This window comes from Corynebacterium sp. HMSC070E08 (assembly GCF_001808895.1).
Taxonomy (GTDB): domain Bacteria; phylum Actinomycetota; class Actinomycetes; order Mycobacteriales; family Mycobacteriaceae; genus Corynebacterium; species Corynebacterium hiratae.
Genome location: NZ_KV794739.1, coordinates 1 through 13,463, shown reverse-complemented (window position 1 = coordinate 13,463; position 13,463 = coordinate 1). Strand labels below are relative to the sequence as shown.

Below are 13,463 nucleotides of genomic sequence, written 5' to 3'. Positions count from 1 at the left end.
CCCGCCGTTAGCGCGGGGCATCCACGCCGAGGCGCGTCGCATCCTCCGCCGCCTGTGCTGTGCCCGGCGCCTCACCGGCGCGGGACATGCGCTGCGAAATCACGCGCGTCACGCCATCGCCGCGCATCGTCACGCCATAGAGCACGTTGGCCACGTCCATCGTCGGCTTCTGGTGGGTAATGACGATGAGCTGAGAATCCTTACGCAGCTCCTCGAAAAGTGCGATGAGGCGGCGCAGGTTGACGTCGTCAAGCGCGGCTTCCACCTCATCCATGACGTAGAACGGTGAGGGGCGTGCGCGGAAAATCGCCACGAGCATAGCCAGGGCCGTCAAGGACTTCTCGCCGCCCGAGAGCAGCGACAAGCGCTTCACCTTCTTGCCCGGCGGGCGCGCCTCTACCTCGATGCCGGTGGCCAGCATGTCATCCGGCTCCGTAAGGATGAGACGCCCCTCGCCACCCGGAAACAGCGTCTGGAAAACCTTGGGAAACTCCGCTTCCACGTCGTGCCAGGCATCCGTGAACAGCTGCAAGATTTGCGCATCCACATCTTCGATAACGCCAGTCAGATCCTTGCGGGCCTGGATGACATCATCTAATTGCGTGGACAGGAAACTATAGCGCTCCTCCAGAGCCTTGTACTCCTCCAAGGCCAACGGGTTGACCTTGCCCAAGGAATTGAGGTCCTTCTCCGCCTGCTTCAACCGCTTGGTTTCGGCGGAACGATCAAAATCCTCACCCGGGGTGTAGTCCTTGAGCAGGTCGGGGATCGCAATGCCGAGCTGCTCCACGATTTTCTCCTCGGCCTCGTCCACGCGCACCTGCGCCTGGCTGCGGGCAATCTCGGAGTTATGCGCGGAGTCGGTCAGGAGATCCAGCTGCTGGCGGGTCGAGGAGACCGCTTGCTTCGCCGACTGCGCGCGGCCCTGCAGCACACCGCGCTGGGTGACCAGCTCATCGCGTTCCTCGGCCGCTCGCTCGAGTGCCTGCGCGGTCCGGGCAGCCAAATCTTGGGCATGCTTGTCGACGGCCCCCGCCAACCGAGCCTGTGCCTGCCGGCGGGCCATCGCCTGATCGTGGCGGGCCTTGGCTTGGCGCTCGTGCTGGGCTTGGCGCCGCAGGGCCTCTCCCCTGCCCGCTGCCTGGCCGACCTTCTCTTCGGCGCTGCGGGCCGCCAGCTGGGCCTCCACCTCCATGGCTTTGACCTGTTCGAGGGCCGTCGAGGCTGCATCGCGTTCCACCGAGGAGGGTTCATCAGCCTGCTCTTCGGCGTCCACGCGAGACAAGCGGTCACGAGCCTCCGCCAATTCTTCGCGCAGGCGGGCCAATTGCACTTCGATATCCGTAGCGCGTGCGGCCGCCTTTTCGTGCTCAGCCTTGTTTGCCTCGTACTGCTTGAGCAATCGCTGGTGATCGCGCTTCCACGCTTCGAGTTCGTGATCGTGCTCCCGCAGTGCGGCCTTGGCGCTCGCCGCACCCACGCGCGCATCGTCCGCCGCGAGCTTCGCGCCTTCTAGGGTGCCCGATAGCTCCTCCAGCTCGTGGGTGGCGGTCTCCAGATGTTGCTCGGCTTCCGCGATCTGGCCGCTTACCTCCACCGTTGAGGCAGCTCCAGTTCCGGCCTCTACCCAACCTTCGCCTACGAGCAGGCCCTCAGGGGTCACAGCTCGCAGGCGCGGATCTTCAGCGATGAGTTCGCGGGCAGCAGCATAGTCTTCTACGAGAACGACGTCGGAGAGCAAGCGCGTTACCGCCGCTGAGACTTCTGGGACCAAAACCATCTGGTCCAACAACCAGCGAGCACCGGAAGGTAAGTCCGCGTCAAGGCGCCAAGCTGAACCGGTGGGTTCCGCGGCGACGTCGATCAGCGGCGTGCGGCTCGCCTGCGCCAAGTCGCGCACGATGTCCCCGCTCACCGCGCCGGCTTGTGCTTCGGCGAAAGAACCCAGCGCAGCGGCAACGGCCGTCTCATAACGCGTGGAGATGAACTCCGCGAGAGGTTTAAAGCCCTCACCGAGATCCAGCGCTTCCGGAACGGTCTGGCCCAGAGTGTCGATCCGAGCGCGCAAGCTGTACACGCTTCGCTCGTGCTCCCGCTGGGCATCACGCAGCTGCTCCAAGCGTTTATCGGCCGCAGCAGATTCGCTGGCCGCGCGCACATGTGCTTCCTCCAGCGGCTCACGCTCAGCAGCCAAGTGCTCCAGCTTGTCCGCCACCTCATCGGCTTCCGCCTGCGCTCCCCTAGTGCGCGCCTTCGTATTCGCTAAGGTCTCTTCCTGTCGCGCCAACTCGGACTCCGCGGAGCTGACCTGACCCGCCAAGTTCTCCTCGGCGGCGATGAGGCGAACCACGCCTTCACGGCGATCCGCAATGGCGCGCAGTTGCGCCATGTGTTCTTTATCAGCAGCCTCGAAGGCTTCCCGGCGCTCGGCTACTTCCTCCCGGATAGATTCCAAGCACTCTGCAGCCTCTTCGGCCGCGGCCAGCAACTCTTCGTGCTCCTCATCGGCTCGCTGGGCGCGTGCCTCGAGCTCCTCCGGATCCTGGCCCGCGTAGGCGACCTGTGAACCAACGTTGTTGGCGCGTTCGGCCGCGATGCGCTGCGTGGCAGAGATTCGCTCGCTGAGGGTCGATAGCTCGAACCACAGCTTCTGCGCGGCCTCCGCGCGTGGCGTGACATCCCCCAACTCGGCTTCTACCTCAAGCTGGATCTCGGTCGCCTCTTCCAGCTGTGCTGTCACTTCCTCAACCTGCTCGGCGAGCACCGCCGCGCGCTTTTCAGCGTCGTCGAATGTCGCGCGCAACCGCACCACGCGGTCGCCGGCAAGACGCAGGCGGGCATCCCGCAAATCCGCCTGCACGGTTGCTGCGCGCTGGGCGGCCTCCGCTTGGCGCGCCAAGGGCTTGAGTTGTTTGCCCAGCTCATCGGTCAAGTCCTGCAGGCGATCCAGGTTGGCCTGCATGCCGGTCAGCTTGCGCTGCGCTTTTTCCTTGCGGCGGCGGTGTTTCAGCACGCCCGCGGCTTCTTCGATATAGGCGCGGCGATCCTCCGGGCGGGATTCCAGAATCTCCGCCAGCTTTCCCTGGCCCACGATGATGTGCATCTCGCGGCCAATGCCGGAATCAGACAGCAGCTCTTGAATATCCATGAGGCGCGCCTTCGCCCCATTGATCTCATATTCGCTCGCGCCATCCCGGAACATGCGGCGGGTGACGGAGACCTCCGAATACTCGATGGGCAAGGCGCCATCGGAATTGTCAATCGTCAGCGTAACCTCGGCGCGGCCGAGGGCCTTGCGGTCCCCGGCGCCGGCAAAGATGACGTCCTGCATCTTGCCGCCGCGCAGCGTCTTGGCGCTGCCTTCACCCATGACCCACGCGAGCGCATCGACGACGTTCGATTTACCCGAGCCATTTGGGCCCACCACGGCGCAGATGCCGGGCTCGAATTTCAGGTTCGTCGCGGACGCGAAGGACTTGAATCCTTTGAGCGTGAGCGATTTGAGGTGCATTCGGTTTAGTTTAGCGCTCGATGAAGCCCGACTCACCGCGCGGTGCGGCCCACTGCTCCACCACGGCGTTCACTACGCCTGGGCGGTGGGTGGTCGACGGTTCTTCACGCAGCAAGGCCAGCAGCTTCTCGCAATCAGCACGCGGCCCTTCAGCAACCACCTGGACGCGGCCATCCTGCAGGTTCGTCGCGTGTCCTGCCAGCCCTAGTTCGAGTGCCCGGGAACGCGTCCACCAGCGAAAGCCCACGCCTTGGACGTGGCCATGGACGAAAGCCGTGAGCCGCTCATTCCCTGTGGCCGCTGCCCGCTGCGTCATCTAGTACTCCCTCAAGTTCGTGCGGTCACCCAAGTCATGCTCGTGCTTGAGACGGCGGCGGTCCTCCGCGCTGCGGCGGGTTACCGGATCCGTGCCATCCCAGCACTCGACGTTCTGCAGTTCCGGCAGCATATCACGGTGGAAGACGGGATCCAGGCCCTTGCGGCGCTGTTCGTTGTAGTTCTTCAACAGCTTGATGGCCACGCCCGACAGCGGCACGATGGCGCACACGTTGAGCAGAACCATGATGGCAGCGCCGGTATCGGCCAGGTCGAACACGGTGCCCAGCGGGGCCACTGCACCGTAGAAGACGAAGGCCAACACGATGAGACGGAAGATCCACAGCACCGACTTCTTCTCAGAGAGGTACTCCACGTTGGACTCGGCAAGGTAGTAGTTGCCCAGAATCGAGGAGAAGGCGAGGAAGAAGAGGATGAAGGTGACGAAGTGGATGCCCCACTCACCCACCACGCCGGAGAGCGCATTCTGGGTCAGGGTTACACCCTCAATCGCATCGGAACCGAAACGCTCGAAATCAGTACCCAGCAGGATGATGAAGGCGGTAATCGTACACACCACCAGGGTGTCGAAGTACACGCCGAGGGTCTGTACGAGGCCCTGCTTGACTGGGTGGGACACCGTCGCGGTAGCTGCTGCGTTCGGTGCAGAACCTTCACCCGCTTCGTTGGAGAACAAACCACGCTGGATACCCTTGAGCATCGCCATGCCCACGGTCGCACCGGCGGCCTCGCGGAAGCCGAACGCAGAGCCAATGATGTAGGCAAGCATGTCCGGCACCTTGTCAAAGTTCAGGACCACTACGATGATGCCCATGATGAGGTAAGCACCGGCCATGAAGGGCACGATGAACTGAGTCATCGAGGCGATGCGCTGCACGCCACCGATGATGATGAGACCGGACACTGCAACGACGGCGATGCCCACGCCTGCCTTGAAAGCACTGGAATCCTGCCCGAAGGAGGCCGCCAAGGAATCGGAGATAGCGTTGGTCTGGAAAGCGTTGTAGAACCAGCCAAAAGTAATGGCGATGGCGACGGAGAAGATGGTCGCCAGAGGCTTCCAGCCCAAGCCGCGGGACATGTAGTAGGCGGGGCCACCACGGTAGGTATCCCCTTCACGCATCTTCCATAGCTGCGCCAAAGTGGACTCGACGAATGCAGTCGCACCACCAAGGATGGCGATGAGCCACATCCAGAACACCGCACCGGGTCCGCCCACGGAGATGGCCACGGCCACGCCCGCGACGTTGCCGGTGCCCACGCGGGAGGCTGCCGAAATGGTGAATGCCTTGAAGGCGGAGATTCCGCCATAGTCGGCATCCTCATCGGCGCCGACGCCCTTGGGCTTTTCGACGACCGCCTTGAACATGTCCGGCACCATACGGATCTGCACCAAGACGGTGCGGATGCCGAAGAAGAGGCCCGCGGCAATGAGCAGCCATGGCAGGACATAAGACCACAGACTGTCGTTAATGACACCGATCACGGTGCTGAAGATTTCTTGCATGCGTTACACATTAATAACTCACACCAGAATCGTCCTAGTTGGCCGCGGGCAGCCTCCCCTCTCCGCGGCGCTGACAGGACGGGCAGTAGTGGGTCCCACGCCCACCAAGCACGGTTTTCACGATTTCCTCACCGCAGCGATCGCAGGGCTGGCCACCCCTGCCATAGGCATGTAAGGAACGGTCAAAATATCCGGATTCACCGTTGACGTTGACGTACAACGCGTCAAAGCTAGTTCCGCCAACGGCAAGCGCCGCGCGCATGACATCACCGGCCGCGGATATCACCGCGACGGCATCGCGCTGCCGCAGGGCGCTAGCCTTCTTGAGCGGAGAAATCTGGGCCGCCCACAACGCCTCATCGGCATAGATATTGCCCACCCCGCTGAGCACCGTTTGGTCGAGCAGAGCTACCTTGACCGCGGTGCGTTTCGCGCGCAGGCGCCGCCCTGCCGCTGTGAGATCGAAGTCTGTTTCGAGAGGATCGGGAGCGATATGCGCCATGGTCAGCCACGGCCCGAGACGCCAATAGCCGAAGGTGCGCTGGTCCACGAAGCTGAGGCGGGTGGCGTCGTCAAGCACGGCGGCGATACGCACATGCGGCGAATCTACCTCACCGATCCGCACCTGCCCCGACATACCGAGGTGGATGAAGAGCACATCGCGTGCCGGGTCAGTGTGGTCCTCGTCGGCGAACTCCAGCCACATGAACTTGCCGCGGCGCGCCACCGCGGCAATCTTCCTGCCCACCAGCAGCGCGGACAGCGGCACTTCCTGGCCCCGGTTAGCGCGCGGGTGGTGAACCTCTACTGCTGCGAAGGAGCGCCCCACAACATAGGGCTCGAGCCCGCGGCGGACGGACTCAACTTCGGGAAGTTCTGGCATCGAGTCCTCGTGTTTTAGCTTTCTTTGCCGGCGGTGCCCTGCACCAGCAACGGCGTCTCACGCAAGGTTTGGCACGCTTCCTCCGCCGCCTGCTGCTCAGCGAGCTTCTTGTTGTGGCCCGTCCCCCGGCCGACGGTCAAACCGGCCACGGTGGCCACGGCGTTGAAGGTTTGATCGTGCTCAGGACCCGTCGACGTGGCTGAATAGACCGGCATCGCGGCCTTCAACTCAGCGCACAGCTCCTGCAAGGTCGTCTTCCAGTCCATGTGCCGACCGGACACCACGGCGTTGTCGATCTTGGCGGCGAACAGCTTCAGCACCACCCCGCGGGCGACCTCGAAGCCATGTTGACGGTAAATAGCGCCCAGGATGGCCTCGGTGGTATCGGCCAAGATGGAATCCTTGTCGCGTCCTCCAGTGGCTTGCTCGCCTTTGCCCAACAAGATGTGGTCGCCCACGCCAATCTCACGGGCCACGTCAGACAACCCGTAGCGCGACACGATGGACGCGCGCATCTTGGAAATATCCGACTCGGGGCGCGAGGGGTACTTGTCGTAGAGCTTGGCCGCGACGGACAAGCCCAAGACCGCGTCCCCCAGGAACTCCAAGCGCTCATTGTTGGGAAGGTGCCCGTTCTCATTAGCAAAGGAGCGGTGTGTCAGCGCCAAACACAGCAGCTCATCGCTGAGCTCCACGCCGAGTGCTTTCAGCAACGGGGCGTGGTCTACCTCCGCGAATGCTGCGGCAAGGGCCTGCTCACCGGTCAGTTTCTTCTTCTTGCTCATAGGAATTTCTCCAGCCCGGACCACCGCGGATCAACGCGTTCTTCTTCCCCGGATACCCCCGTGGTCACACCTTCGGGCACGTCCACCTCGCAGCCGCCTTCGCACGTTGGGGCAAACGGAAGGGACAACCCTGCCTCATCGATCACGGTCTGCAGGAGGTCAAGAATCCCGTCCTGAATCTCGGGTACCTCATCGCCCGAACCGCGATCCTCTTCCTCGATCTCATCCCCGCCGACGAAGGATTCGTCTGCGGAAAACACCTGGGACACGTGGAGATCCATCTCTGGGTGTAGCTCAGCCAAGCAGCGTGCGCATTCGCCGCTGAGGGTGCCGGTGACATCAGCGTCCACCAACACGCCGGAGCCCAACGGGGTCAAGGTGGCTTCCACCGTGACTTCAGCGCCTTCCGGGATGCCGATCATTTCCACGCCGATGCGCTCTGGCGCGGGTCCGGTCTGCACGCGGTGCTCAGGCAGCGCCTCGGTTCCTTGGCTGCGGAGCAATTCCGTCACGTCGAACTTCAATGGTGATTTCATAGCGCCCACCAGCTTACCCTGTGCTGCCCCCTGCGCCCTAGACTGGCAAGGACCTGAACGCAGGGTCATAGCCACTTAAGCACTTGCACAAAAGCCTCGATTCTTCCGCTTCAGGCTTTTAGCCTAAAGGCCCATGAGCTACACCGCTACGGGCACGGCGCCTCTGGCCGCCACGGCACGCGACCTCGCACTCAGCTTTCCGCTGCAGTGCCTTGTCCCCGCCGTAGCACTGGCCGTTGCCGGGGTGGCGTGCCGCCACGTCATCACTCGACACCGCCCCAGCATCTTTGGCGATGCCGGCCTTTCCTTGCACCGCGTGGCTCTCGCCAGTGCCCTCGCAGGTGTGATCGTCGGCGCCGTGTCTCTTCTCCCCCTGCACTTTGGGCCAATTGTCATTATTTCTTCAGCGCTGTTCTCGCTTTTTGCTGCGCTCATCGCGTGGGGCGCGCGGGAGTCCTTTTCGGCCGCCAGCATGGGGATTGGATTGATGATGCTCACCGTCGAGGCGGTGGATGTGTTGCTGATGCTTGCCGACGCCGCCTGGGGCCCTCTCTCAGAACCCCACGCCGTAGACACGAATTTCGGCATCATGTGGCTGCTCTATGCACTCCCAGGCCTCATCTCCGCCGGACTTGCCGCGGCACTGAGCACCATGTCAGCTAAGGAAGCCGCCCGTATCCGCCGCGCGGAGGAGGCACGCGCGTTAGTTCACGTTAGTAGTCGCGGGGCGCGCGAGGGGCACGGCGCCCCGGCTCGCGGTGTTCGCGCGCACTAGTGCGCCCCTCGCCGCGGGACTCCCCGCGGGAGCGCACACCGGCGCCTCGCCGCAGGGCAGAGCGATCGTTGTTGACGGTGCGTAGGAGATCCGACAAGGTGGTTTCGAATTCCGCCAGCTTGGCGTCGACGAATTCATCGCACTCGGTGCGCAGTCGGTTGGATTCGGAGTGGGCGGATTCCACGATGCGGTGCGCTTCGTCGTCGGCGCGGCGCACAACTTCGGATTCAGAGACCAAACGGTCCTGCTCAGCTTGGCCCGCAGCAACGGTGCGCTGGTACTCCTCATCTGCCTGGGCGCGGGTGCGCTCGGCATCAGAGCGCGCGTTTTCTACGAGGTTGGTGGCCTCATCTTCTGCCTGGGCCACCATGGTGGTGGCGCGGTGCTGGGCGTCGGCCAGCATGGCGTCGGAGTCCTCGCGCGCACGGGTAACCGTGTCATCGGCTTCTGCGTTGGCATCGGAAATGATTTGGTTCGCGCGTTCCTCGGCACCCTGCAGGATCTCATCCTGCTTGTCCAGAACATCTTGGGCATCATCCATTTCAACGGGGAGGGCGTTGCGGAGATCGTCGAGAAGCGCCAGCATCTCGTGGCGCGGAACCATGCAATTGGAGGTCATGGGAACGGCATAGGCCTGTTCCAGGTTGCGAACAAGTTCATCGAGGGACTCAAATACGCGGTACATGGCACCAGACTATCCAAGCAAGAGCGCACCACCACGTATCCCACGCGGGCAAAACGGCGAAAACCTCCCCGCTAGGCGGGGAGGCTCAACCTGGCAATAGAGGACAGGAGCGGGGCTAGATAACGCCCTGTGCCAGCATGGCGTCGGCCACCTTCTTGAAGCCTGCGATGTTGGCGCCGGCAACGTAGTCGCCCTCCAAGCCATATTCCTTGGAGGTCTTGTCAATGTTGCGGAAGATGTTGGACATGATCTCGTGCAGGCGCTGGTCGGTGTATTCGAAGGACCAGGAGTCACGGGACGCATTCTGCTGCATCTCTAGCGCGGAGGTCGCCACGCCGCCCGCATTCGCGGCCTTACCCGGCGCGAAGGCGATGCCGCTTTCCACAAAGTAGTGCGCTGCCTCCGGGGTACAGGGCATGTTCGCGCCTTCGGCAACATAGCGGACCTGATTCTTCACCAGAAGCTTGGCATCGTCACCGTCAAGTTCGTTTTGGGTAGCGCACGGCAGGGCAACGTCGGCGCTCACCTCCCATACGTTGCCGCCTTCGTGGTACTCCACGCCCGCACCCGCTTCGCCGGCGTAGGTGGAAATACGCTCGCGGCGGACTTCTTTAATCTCCTTGAGCAGCTCCAGGTCCACACCGTTCGGGGTGGTGATGTAGCCGGAGGAGTCAGACATCGCGACGACGGTACCGCCGAGCTGTTGCACCTTTTCAGCAGCGTAGATGGCGACGTTGCCGGAGCCGGAGACAATAACCTTGGCACCGTCGAAGAACTCACCATGGGTCTTCATCATTTCCGAGGTCAGATACACCAGGCCGTAACCGGTAGCCTCGGTACGCACGAGGGAGCCACCCCAGGACAGACCCTTGCCGGTAAGAACGCCAGACTCATGCTTGCCTTCCAGCCGGCGGTACTGCCCGAACAGGAAACCGATTTCGCGGCCGCCCACGCCGATATCGCCGGCCGGGACATCGCGGTATTCGCCGATGTGGTTGTGTAGCTCCGTCATGAAGGACTGGCAGAAGCGCATGACCTCGGCATCGGACTTACCCTTCGGGTCGAAGTCGGAACCGCCCTTGCCACCACCGATAGGCAGGCCGGTCAGGGAGTTCTTAAAAATCTGCTCGAAGCCGAGGAACTTGATGATGCCCAAGTTCACACTCGGGTGGAAGCGCAGGCCGCCCTTGTAGGGGCCGAGGGCGGAGTTAAACTGCACGCGGAAGCCACGGTTAACCTGAATCTGGCCGCTGTCATCTACCCATGGAACGCGGAAGATGAGCTGGCGCTCGGGTTCGCATAGACGCTCGACCAGGCCGTAATCAGCATAGTGCGGGTCCTTGTTGAGGACGATCTTCAGGGAGTCAAGCACCTCAGCGAGCGCCTGGTGGAATTCCGGTTCGCCCGCATTACGCTTGAGGAGCTTGCTGTAATAGTCGGAGATTTGCTGGTCGATGGACATGGCTATCCTTTCATTCGACACCGTGCCTCGCGGTCGGTGCGTCATCCATTGAACAAACGATAGTTTTCTATCAATTGACCTAAATTGCAAGACGTCCGTACTGCGGCGCGCCTTAAAGGCTGGTCAGAGCGCGAAAATTTTTTCTCACATCTCTGCCATATACTCGTGAACATGCGCATTCTTGTTGCCCCCGATTCCTTTAAAGGCACCGCCACCGCCGCCGAAGCCGCTGCTGCCATTGCACTCGGCGCGCGCCGCGCGCTGAGCTCCTCCCCGTATGCCGACACGGCGAAGGTACATGCCCTTCCCACGGCCGATGGTGGCGAGGGAACCGCGGAGGTTCTCGCTAGTGCCGCCGTGGCTCGCCACGGCACTGCGGGCCAGACCATTACGCTGCCAACTACCGATGCTGTTGGACGCCTCACCGAGGCCAGCTATCAGCTCGTCGGCGATACAGCCTTCATCGACGTCGCCGCCGCAACTGGGCTGCCTGCTGTTTCCGACGCCCTCGATCCACTCCATGCGGATTCCTATGGCACGGGCGTGTTGGTGGCCGATGCCGAATCGCGCGGCGCCAAGCACATCGTTCTCGGCCTCGGCGGCAGCGCCAGCATCGACGGCGGGCTCGGCATCCTCGCCGCACTCGGCGCCGCCGCACACGATGCCCGCGGCTATGCCCTCCCCAAAGGGGGTGCTCCGCTGGTCAACCTCGACCACATCGACACGGCGCAACTAAACATGAAGGCGGCCATGTTGGACTACACTTTGGTCACCGATACCCGCGCCGTGCCCACCCAGGCCGCAACAATGTATGGGCCGCAGAAGGGGGCCAAGGGCGACCAGGTCGCGCTCCTGGCCGGCGCGATGCTGCGATTGTGCGAGGTCACGGACACCGATCCGGAGGCCGAGTTCTTTGGTGCCGCCGGCGGTATCCCCATCGCCCTGAGCTGGCTTTCGCGCACACTCTGGGGCACCTCGGAGCACTGCCGCATCGTGCCGGGCGGCCGCTATGTAGCTGAGGCCCTCGATCTTCCCGCCCGCATCGCCGAGGCGGACCTCGTCCTGACCGGCGAAGGCCGCTTCGACGAACAATCACTCACCGGAAAGGTGGTAGGCACGCTGGCCGAGCTCACTGGACCGCCCACTCTCGGCATCATCGCCGGCTCCGCTACCGCCCCGGCACCGCAGGGCGCGCTACTCGAAGAGCTCGACGGCGACGCGCACGCTAGCGTGGCCGAGCAACTGAGCGCCGCGGCCGAGCGTCTTGTGCTGAACTTCCTGCAGAATTAGAGCTTTCTGTGGGACTAAGGGGCTACCTGCACCGCCCACGGGAAGATAGCCGGGCGCTCGTGGGCGAGCTCATCTTCCAGCAACACATGATCCTTCGGTAGCACCGCATGCGGGGTCAGCAGGCGCGCGAGGACCATCGTCAGCTGGTTAACGGACCCCGTCACGCCATCGACGGCGATGGCGTAGCGATACACGTTTGCCCCCTCCAGGTCCCGCTCTTCGTGTTCCTCACGGTAAGTCTGGCGCAGCTGTTCTTCCAACCCCTCTGGGAATACAGGCTCAGGCACACGAGTAACCTCTGCAGAGGCCAGCGAGTTGTTTTCCACCAACTTACGGGTGGCAGTGCTAAAGATTTCGGCCACACGCTCCGCTTGGGCATCCGGCACCAGAACATCAAAGTGAATCATTGGCATGTAGGTAACCCTACCCAAACTTCAAGGACGGTAACTATGGCAGATCCCACACTTTCCACGCTGACTGGACTCCTTTCGGAGGACGCCGTTGATCTCAGCTGGCAACGCGCCTTTTACGAAGATCTGCATGCCCACCCGGAGCTGTCCCACGAAGAGGAACGCACCGCCGGGCGCATCCTCGAACAACTAGAGAACTACGACTGCGAGCTCGTCACCGGAATCGGCGGCCACGGCATCGTCGCTATCTTCCGCAATGGCGACGGCCCCACCGCCCTGATGCGCGCAGACTTTGATGCCCTCCCCGTGGCCGAGGAAACCGGCGTGCCCTTCGCCGCCACCAACGGGGCAATGCACGCGTGCGGGCACGACGTACACGCCACCGCACTGCTCGGTGCGTGCGCGATTCTCGACGCCCACCGTGCGGCCTGGCGCGGCACCTTCCTAGCACTATTCCAGCCGGCGGAGGAATCATCCATGGGCGCCAAGTACATGATTGCTGACGGACTCACCGACCGAGTCCCCACCCCGGATGTCTGCCTAGGACAACACGTCATGCCCGGCCCCGCCGGCCAAGTGCAGTCCACCGCCGGCCCCATCCTGGCCGGTTGCGACTCCCTCCGCATCCGCATCACGGGGCGCTCCGCGCACGCCTCCATGCCGCATGAGGCCATCGATCCGTCCTACGTGGCCGCCATGGTGGTAACCCGCCTGCAAGCCATCGTCGGCCGCGAAGTACCTCCCCATGACTTCTTCGTCATCTCGGTAGGCGAGCTGCACTCGGGCGATAAGAACAACATCATTCCGGGCAGCGCCGAGCTGGTGCTCAACACCCGTTACTACAAGCCGGAGTTGGCCAAGCGAGTCTACGCCTCCCTCGAGCGCATGGTGCGCGCTGAATGTGAAGCAAGCGGATGCCCCGCTGAACCTACCTTCGAGTATTTCGCCCACGGCGAAGTCACCGACAACGACGCCGCCGCACACGAAACCGTTCGCTCGGCCTTCGACGCGGTCTTCGGTGATCTCTCCGTCACTGCCACGCCCTCCACCGTGTCCGAGGATTTCTGCTACCTCCCGCAGGCCTGGGGCGTGCCGTACTACTTCTGGTTCATCGGTTCCACGCCGGAGGACCTCCTAGGCAACCCGCCGGTCAACCATCAGTCCACGTTCCTCCCGGACTATGAGCCCACCATGCGCTCAGCTACCCGCGCTGGGGCTGCCTCCGTGCTGTCTTTCCTTGGGAACTAGTTTGGACCTGACCCCTGTTTGGTAGACACCTGATA

General features: G+C 63.0%; 12 protein-coding genes. 3 read left to right on the top strand and 9 right to left on the bottom strand.

What is annotated here, in order from left to right; genetic code table 11:
* Positions 1 to 7: 7 nt before the first annotated feature.
* Genes smc through HMPREF2526_RS02800 form a run of 6 tightly spaced genes read right to left on the bottom strand, consistent with a single transcriptional unit; the run spans position 8 to position 7,558 of the window.
* Positions 8 to 3,511 carry a chromosome segregation protein SMC gene (smc, locus tag HMPREF2526_RS02825; protein WP_070545734.1) on the bottom strand — a complete coding sequence of 1,168 codons (3,504 nt, stop codon included), beginning with the start codon at positions 3,509 to 3,511 and terminating at the stop codon, positions 8 to 10.
* 10 nt (positions 3,512 to 3,521) lie between these two features.
* Positions 3,522 to 3,827, bottom strand: coding sequence for an acylphosphatase (locus HMPREF2526_RS02820; protein ID WP_070545731.1), 306 nt, complete (start codon positions 3,825 to 3,827; stop codon positions 3,522 to 3,524).
* Positions 3,828 to 5,354, bottom strand: a complete 1,527-nt coding sequence (locus tag HMPREF2526_RS02815; protein ID WP_070545728.1) for an alanine/glycine:cation symporter family protein — start codon at positions 5,352 to 5,354, stop codon at positions 3,828 to 3,830.
* Between the two features lie 34 nt (positions 5,355 to 5,388).
* Entirely contained in the window at positions 5,389 to 6,237 is an 849-nt protein-coding gene (gene mutM / locus HMPREF2526_RS02810) for a bifunctional DNA-formamidopyrimidine glycosylase/DNA-(apurinic or apyrimidinic site) lyase (protein WP_070545725.1), read from the bottom strand.
* A 14-nt stretch (positions 6,238 to 6,251) separates the two neighbouring features.
* Positions 6,252 to 7,022, bottom strand: a complete 771-nt coding sequence (gene rnc, locus HMPREF2526_RS02805) for a ribonuclease III (protein WP_070545719.1) — start codon at positions 7,020 to 7,022, stop codon at positions 6,252 to 6,254.
* Positions 7,019 to 7,558: a YceD family protein gene (locus HMPREF2526_RS02800; RefSeq protein WP_070545716.1), complete on the bottom strand. Its 540-nt coding sequence runs from the start codon at positions 7,556 to 7,558 to the stop codon at positions 7,019 to 7,021. The genes rnc and HMPREF2526_RS02800 overlap by 4 nt, the downstream gene beginning before the upstream one ends.
* Before the next feature lie 133 nt (positions 7,559 to 7,691).
* On the opposite strand from HMPREF2526_RS02800, the gene HMPREF2526_RS02795 reads away from it, so the two are divergent.
* Positions 7,692 to 8,333 (top strand): hypothetical protein, encoded by a 642-nt coding sequence (locus tag HMPREF2526_RS02795; protein WP_246819850.1) that lies wholly within the window; start codon positions 7,692 to 7,694, stop codon positions 8,331 to 8,333.
* Here the strand turns inward: HMPREF2526_RS02795 and HMPREF2526_RS02790 are convergent.
* Positions 8,272 to 9,018 (bottom strand): DivIVA domain-containing protein, encoded by a 747-nt coding sequence (locus tag HMPREF2526_RS02790; RefSeq protein ID WP_046648014.1) that lies wholly within the window; start codon positions 9,016 to 9,018, stop codon positions 8,272 to 8,274. The two genes, HMPREF2526_RS02795 and HMPREF2526_RS02790, sit on opposite strands and share 62 nt — an antisense overlap.
* A 115-nt stretch (positions 9,019 to 9,133) precedes the next feature.
* Entirely contained in the window at positions 9,134 to 10,480 is a 1,347-nt protein-coding gene (gene gdhA / locus HMPREF2526_RS02785) for an NADP-specific glutamate dehydrogenase (protein ID WP_070545713.1), read from the bottom strand.
* Positions 10,481 to 10,651: 171 nt separating this feature from the next.
* Here gdhA and HMPREF2526_RS02780 point away from each other — a divergent pair, with 171 nt between their 5' ends.
* A complete protein-coding gene (locus HMPREF2526_RS02780; RefSeq protein ID WP_070545710.1) occupies positions 10,652 to 11,770 on the top strand; it encodes a glycerate kinase in 1,119 nt (372 codons plus the stop codon).
* A gap of 14 nt (positions 11,771 to 11,784) precedes the next feature.
* Here the strand turns inward: HMPREF2526_RS02780 and HMPREF2526_RS02775 are convergent, their stop codons facing one another.
* Positions 11,785 to 12,183 carry a hypothetical protein gene (locus tag HMPREF2526_RS02775; protein WP_046648013.1) on the bottom strand — a complete coding sequence of 133 codons (399 nt, stop codon included), beginning with the start codon at positions 12,181 to 12,183 and terminating at the stop codon, positions 11,785 to 11,787.
* 36 nt (positions 12,184 to 12,219) lie between these two features.
* Between HMPREF2526_RS02775 and HMPREF2526_RS02770 the strand changes: the two genes are divergently transcribed.
* Entirely contained in the window at positions 12,220 to 13,428 is a 1,209-nt protein-coding gene (locus HMPREF2526_RS02770; RefSeq protein ID WP_070545706.1) for an amidohydrolase, read from the top strand.
* The last annotated feature ends 35 nt before the right edge of the window (positions 13,429 to 13,463 follow it).

Bases quoted from the DNA above. Each gene is read 5' to 3' on its own strand.
- smc (WP_070545734.1), bottom strand. From the start codon at position 3,511: ATGCACCTCAAATCGCTCACGCTCAAAGGATTCAAGTCCTTCGCGTCC.
- HMPREF2526_RS02820 (WP_070545731.1), bottom strand. From the start codon at position 3,827: ATGACGCAGCGGGCAGCGGCCACAGGGAATGAGCGGCTCACGGCTTTC.
- HMPREF2526_RS02815 (WP_070545728.1), bottom strand. From the start codon at position 5,354: ATGCAAGAAATCTTCAGCACCGTGATCGGTGTCATTAACGACAGTCTG.
- mutM (WP_070545725.1), bottom strand. From the start codon at position 6,237: ATGCCAGAACTTCCCGAAGTTGAGTCCGTCCGCCGCGGGCTCGAGCCC.
- rnc (WP_070545719.1), bottom strand. From the start codon at position 7,022: ATGAGCAAGAAGAAGAAACTGACCGGTGAGCAGGCCCTTGCCGCAGCA.
- HMPREF2526_RS02800 (WP_070545716.1), bottom strand. From the start codon at position 7,558: ATGAAATCACCATTGAAGTTCGACGTGACGGAATTGCTCCGCAGCCAA.
- HMPREF2526_RS02795 (WP_246819850.1), top strand. From the start codon at position 7,692: ATGAGCTACACCGCTACGGGCACGGCGCCTCTGGCCGCCACGGCACGC.
- HMPREF2526_RS02790 (WP_046648014.1), bottom strand. From the start codon at position 9,018: ATGTACCGCGTATTTGAGTCCCTCGATGAACTTGTTCGCAACCTGGAA.
- gdhA (WP_070545713.1), bottom strand. From the start codon at position 10,480: ATGTCCATCGACCAGCAAATCTCCGACTATTACAGCAAGCTCCTCAAG.
- HMPREF2526_RS02780 (WP_070545710.1), top strand. From the start codon at position 10,652: ATGCGCATTCTTGTTGCCCCCGATTCCTTTAAAGGCACCGCCACCGCC.
- HMPREF2526_RS02775 (WP_046648013.1), bottom strand. From the start codon at position 12,183: ATGCCAATGATTCACTTTGATGTTCTGGTGCCGGATGCCCAAGCGGAG.
- HMPREF2526_RS02770 (WP_070545706.1), top strand. From the start codon at position 12,220: ATGGCAGATCCCACACTTTCCACGCTGACTGGACTCCTTTCGGAGGAC.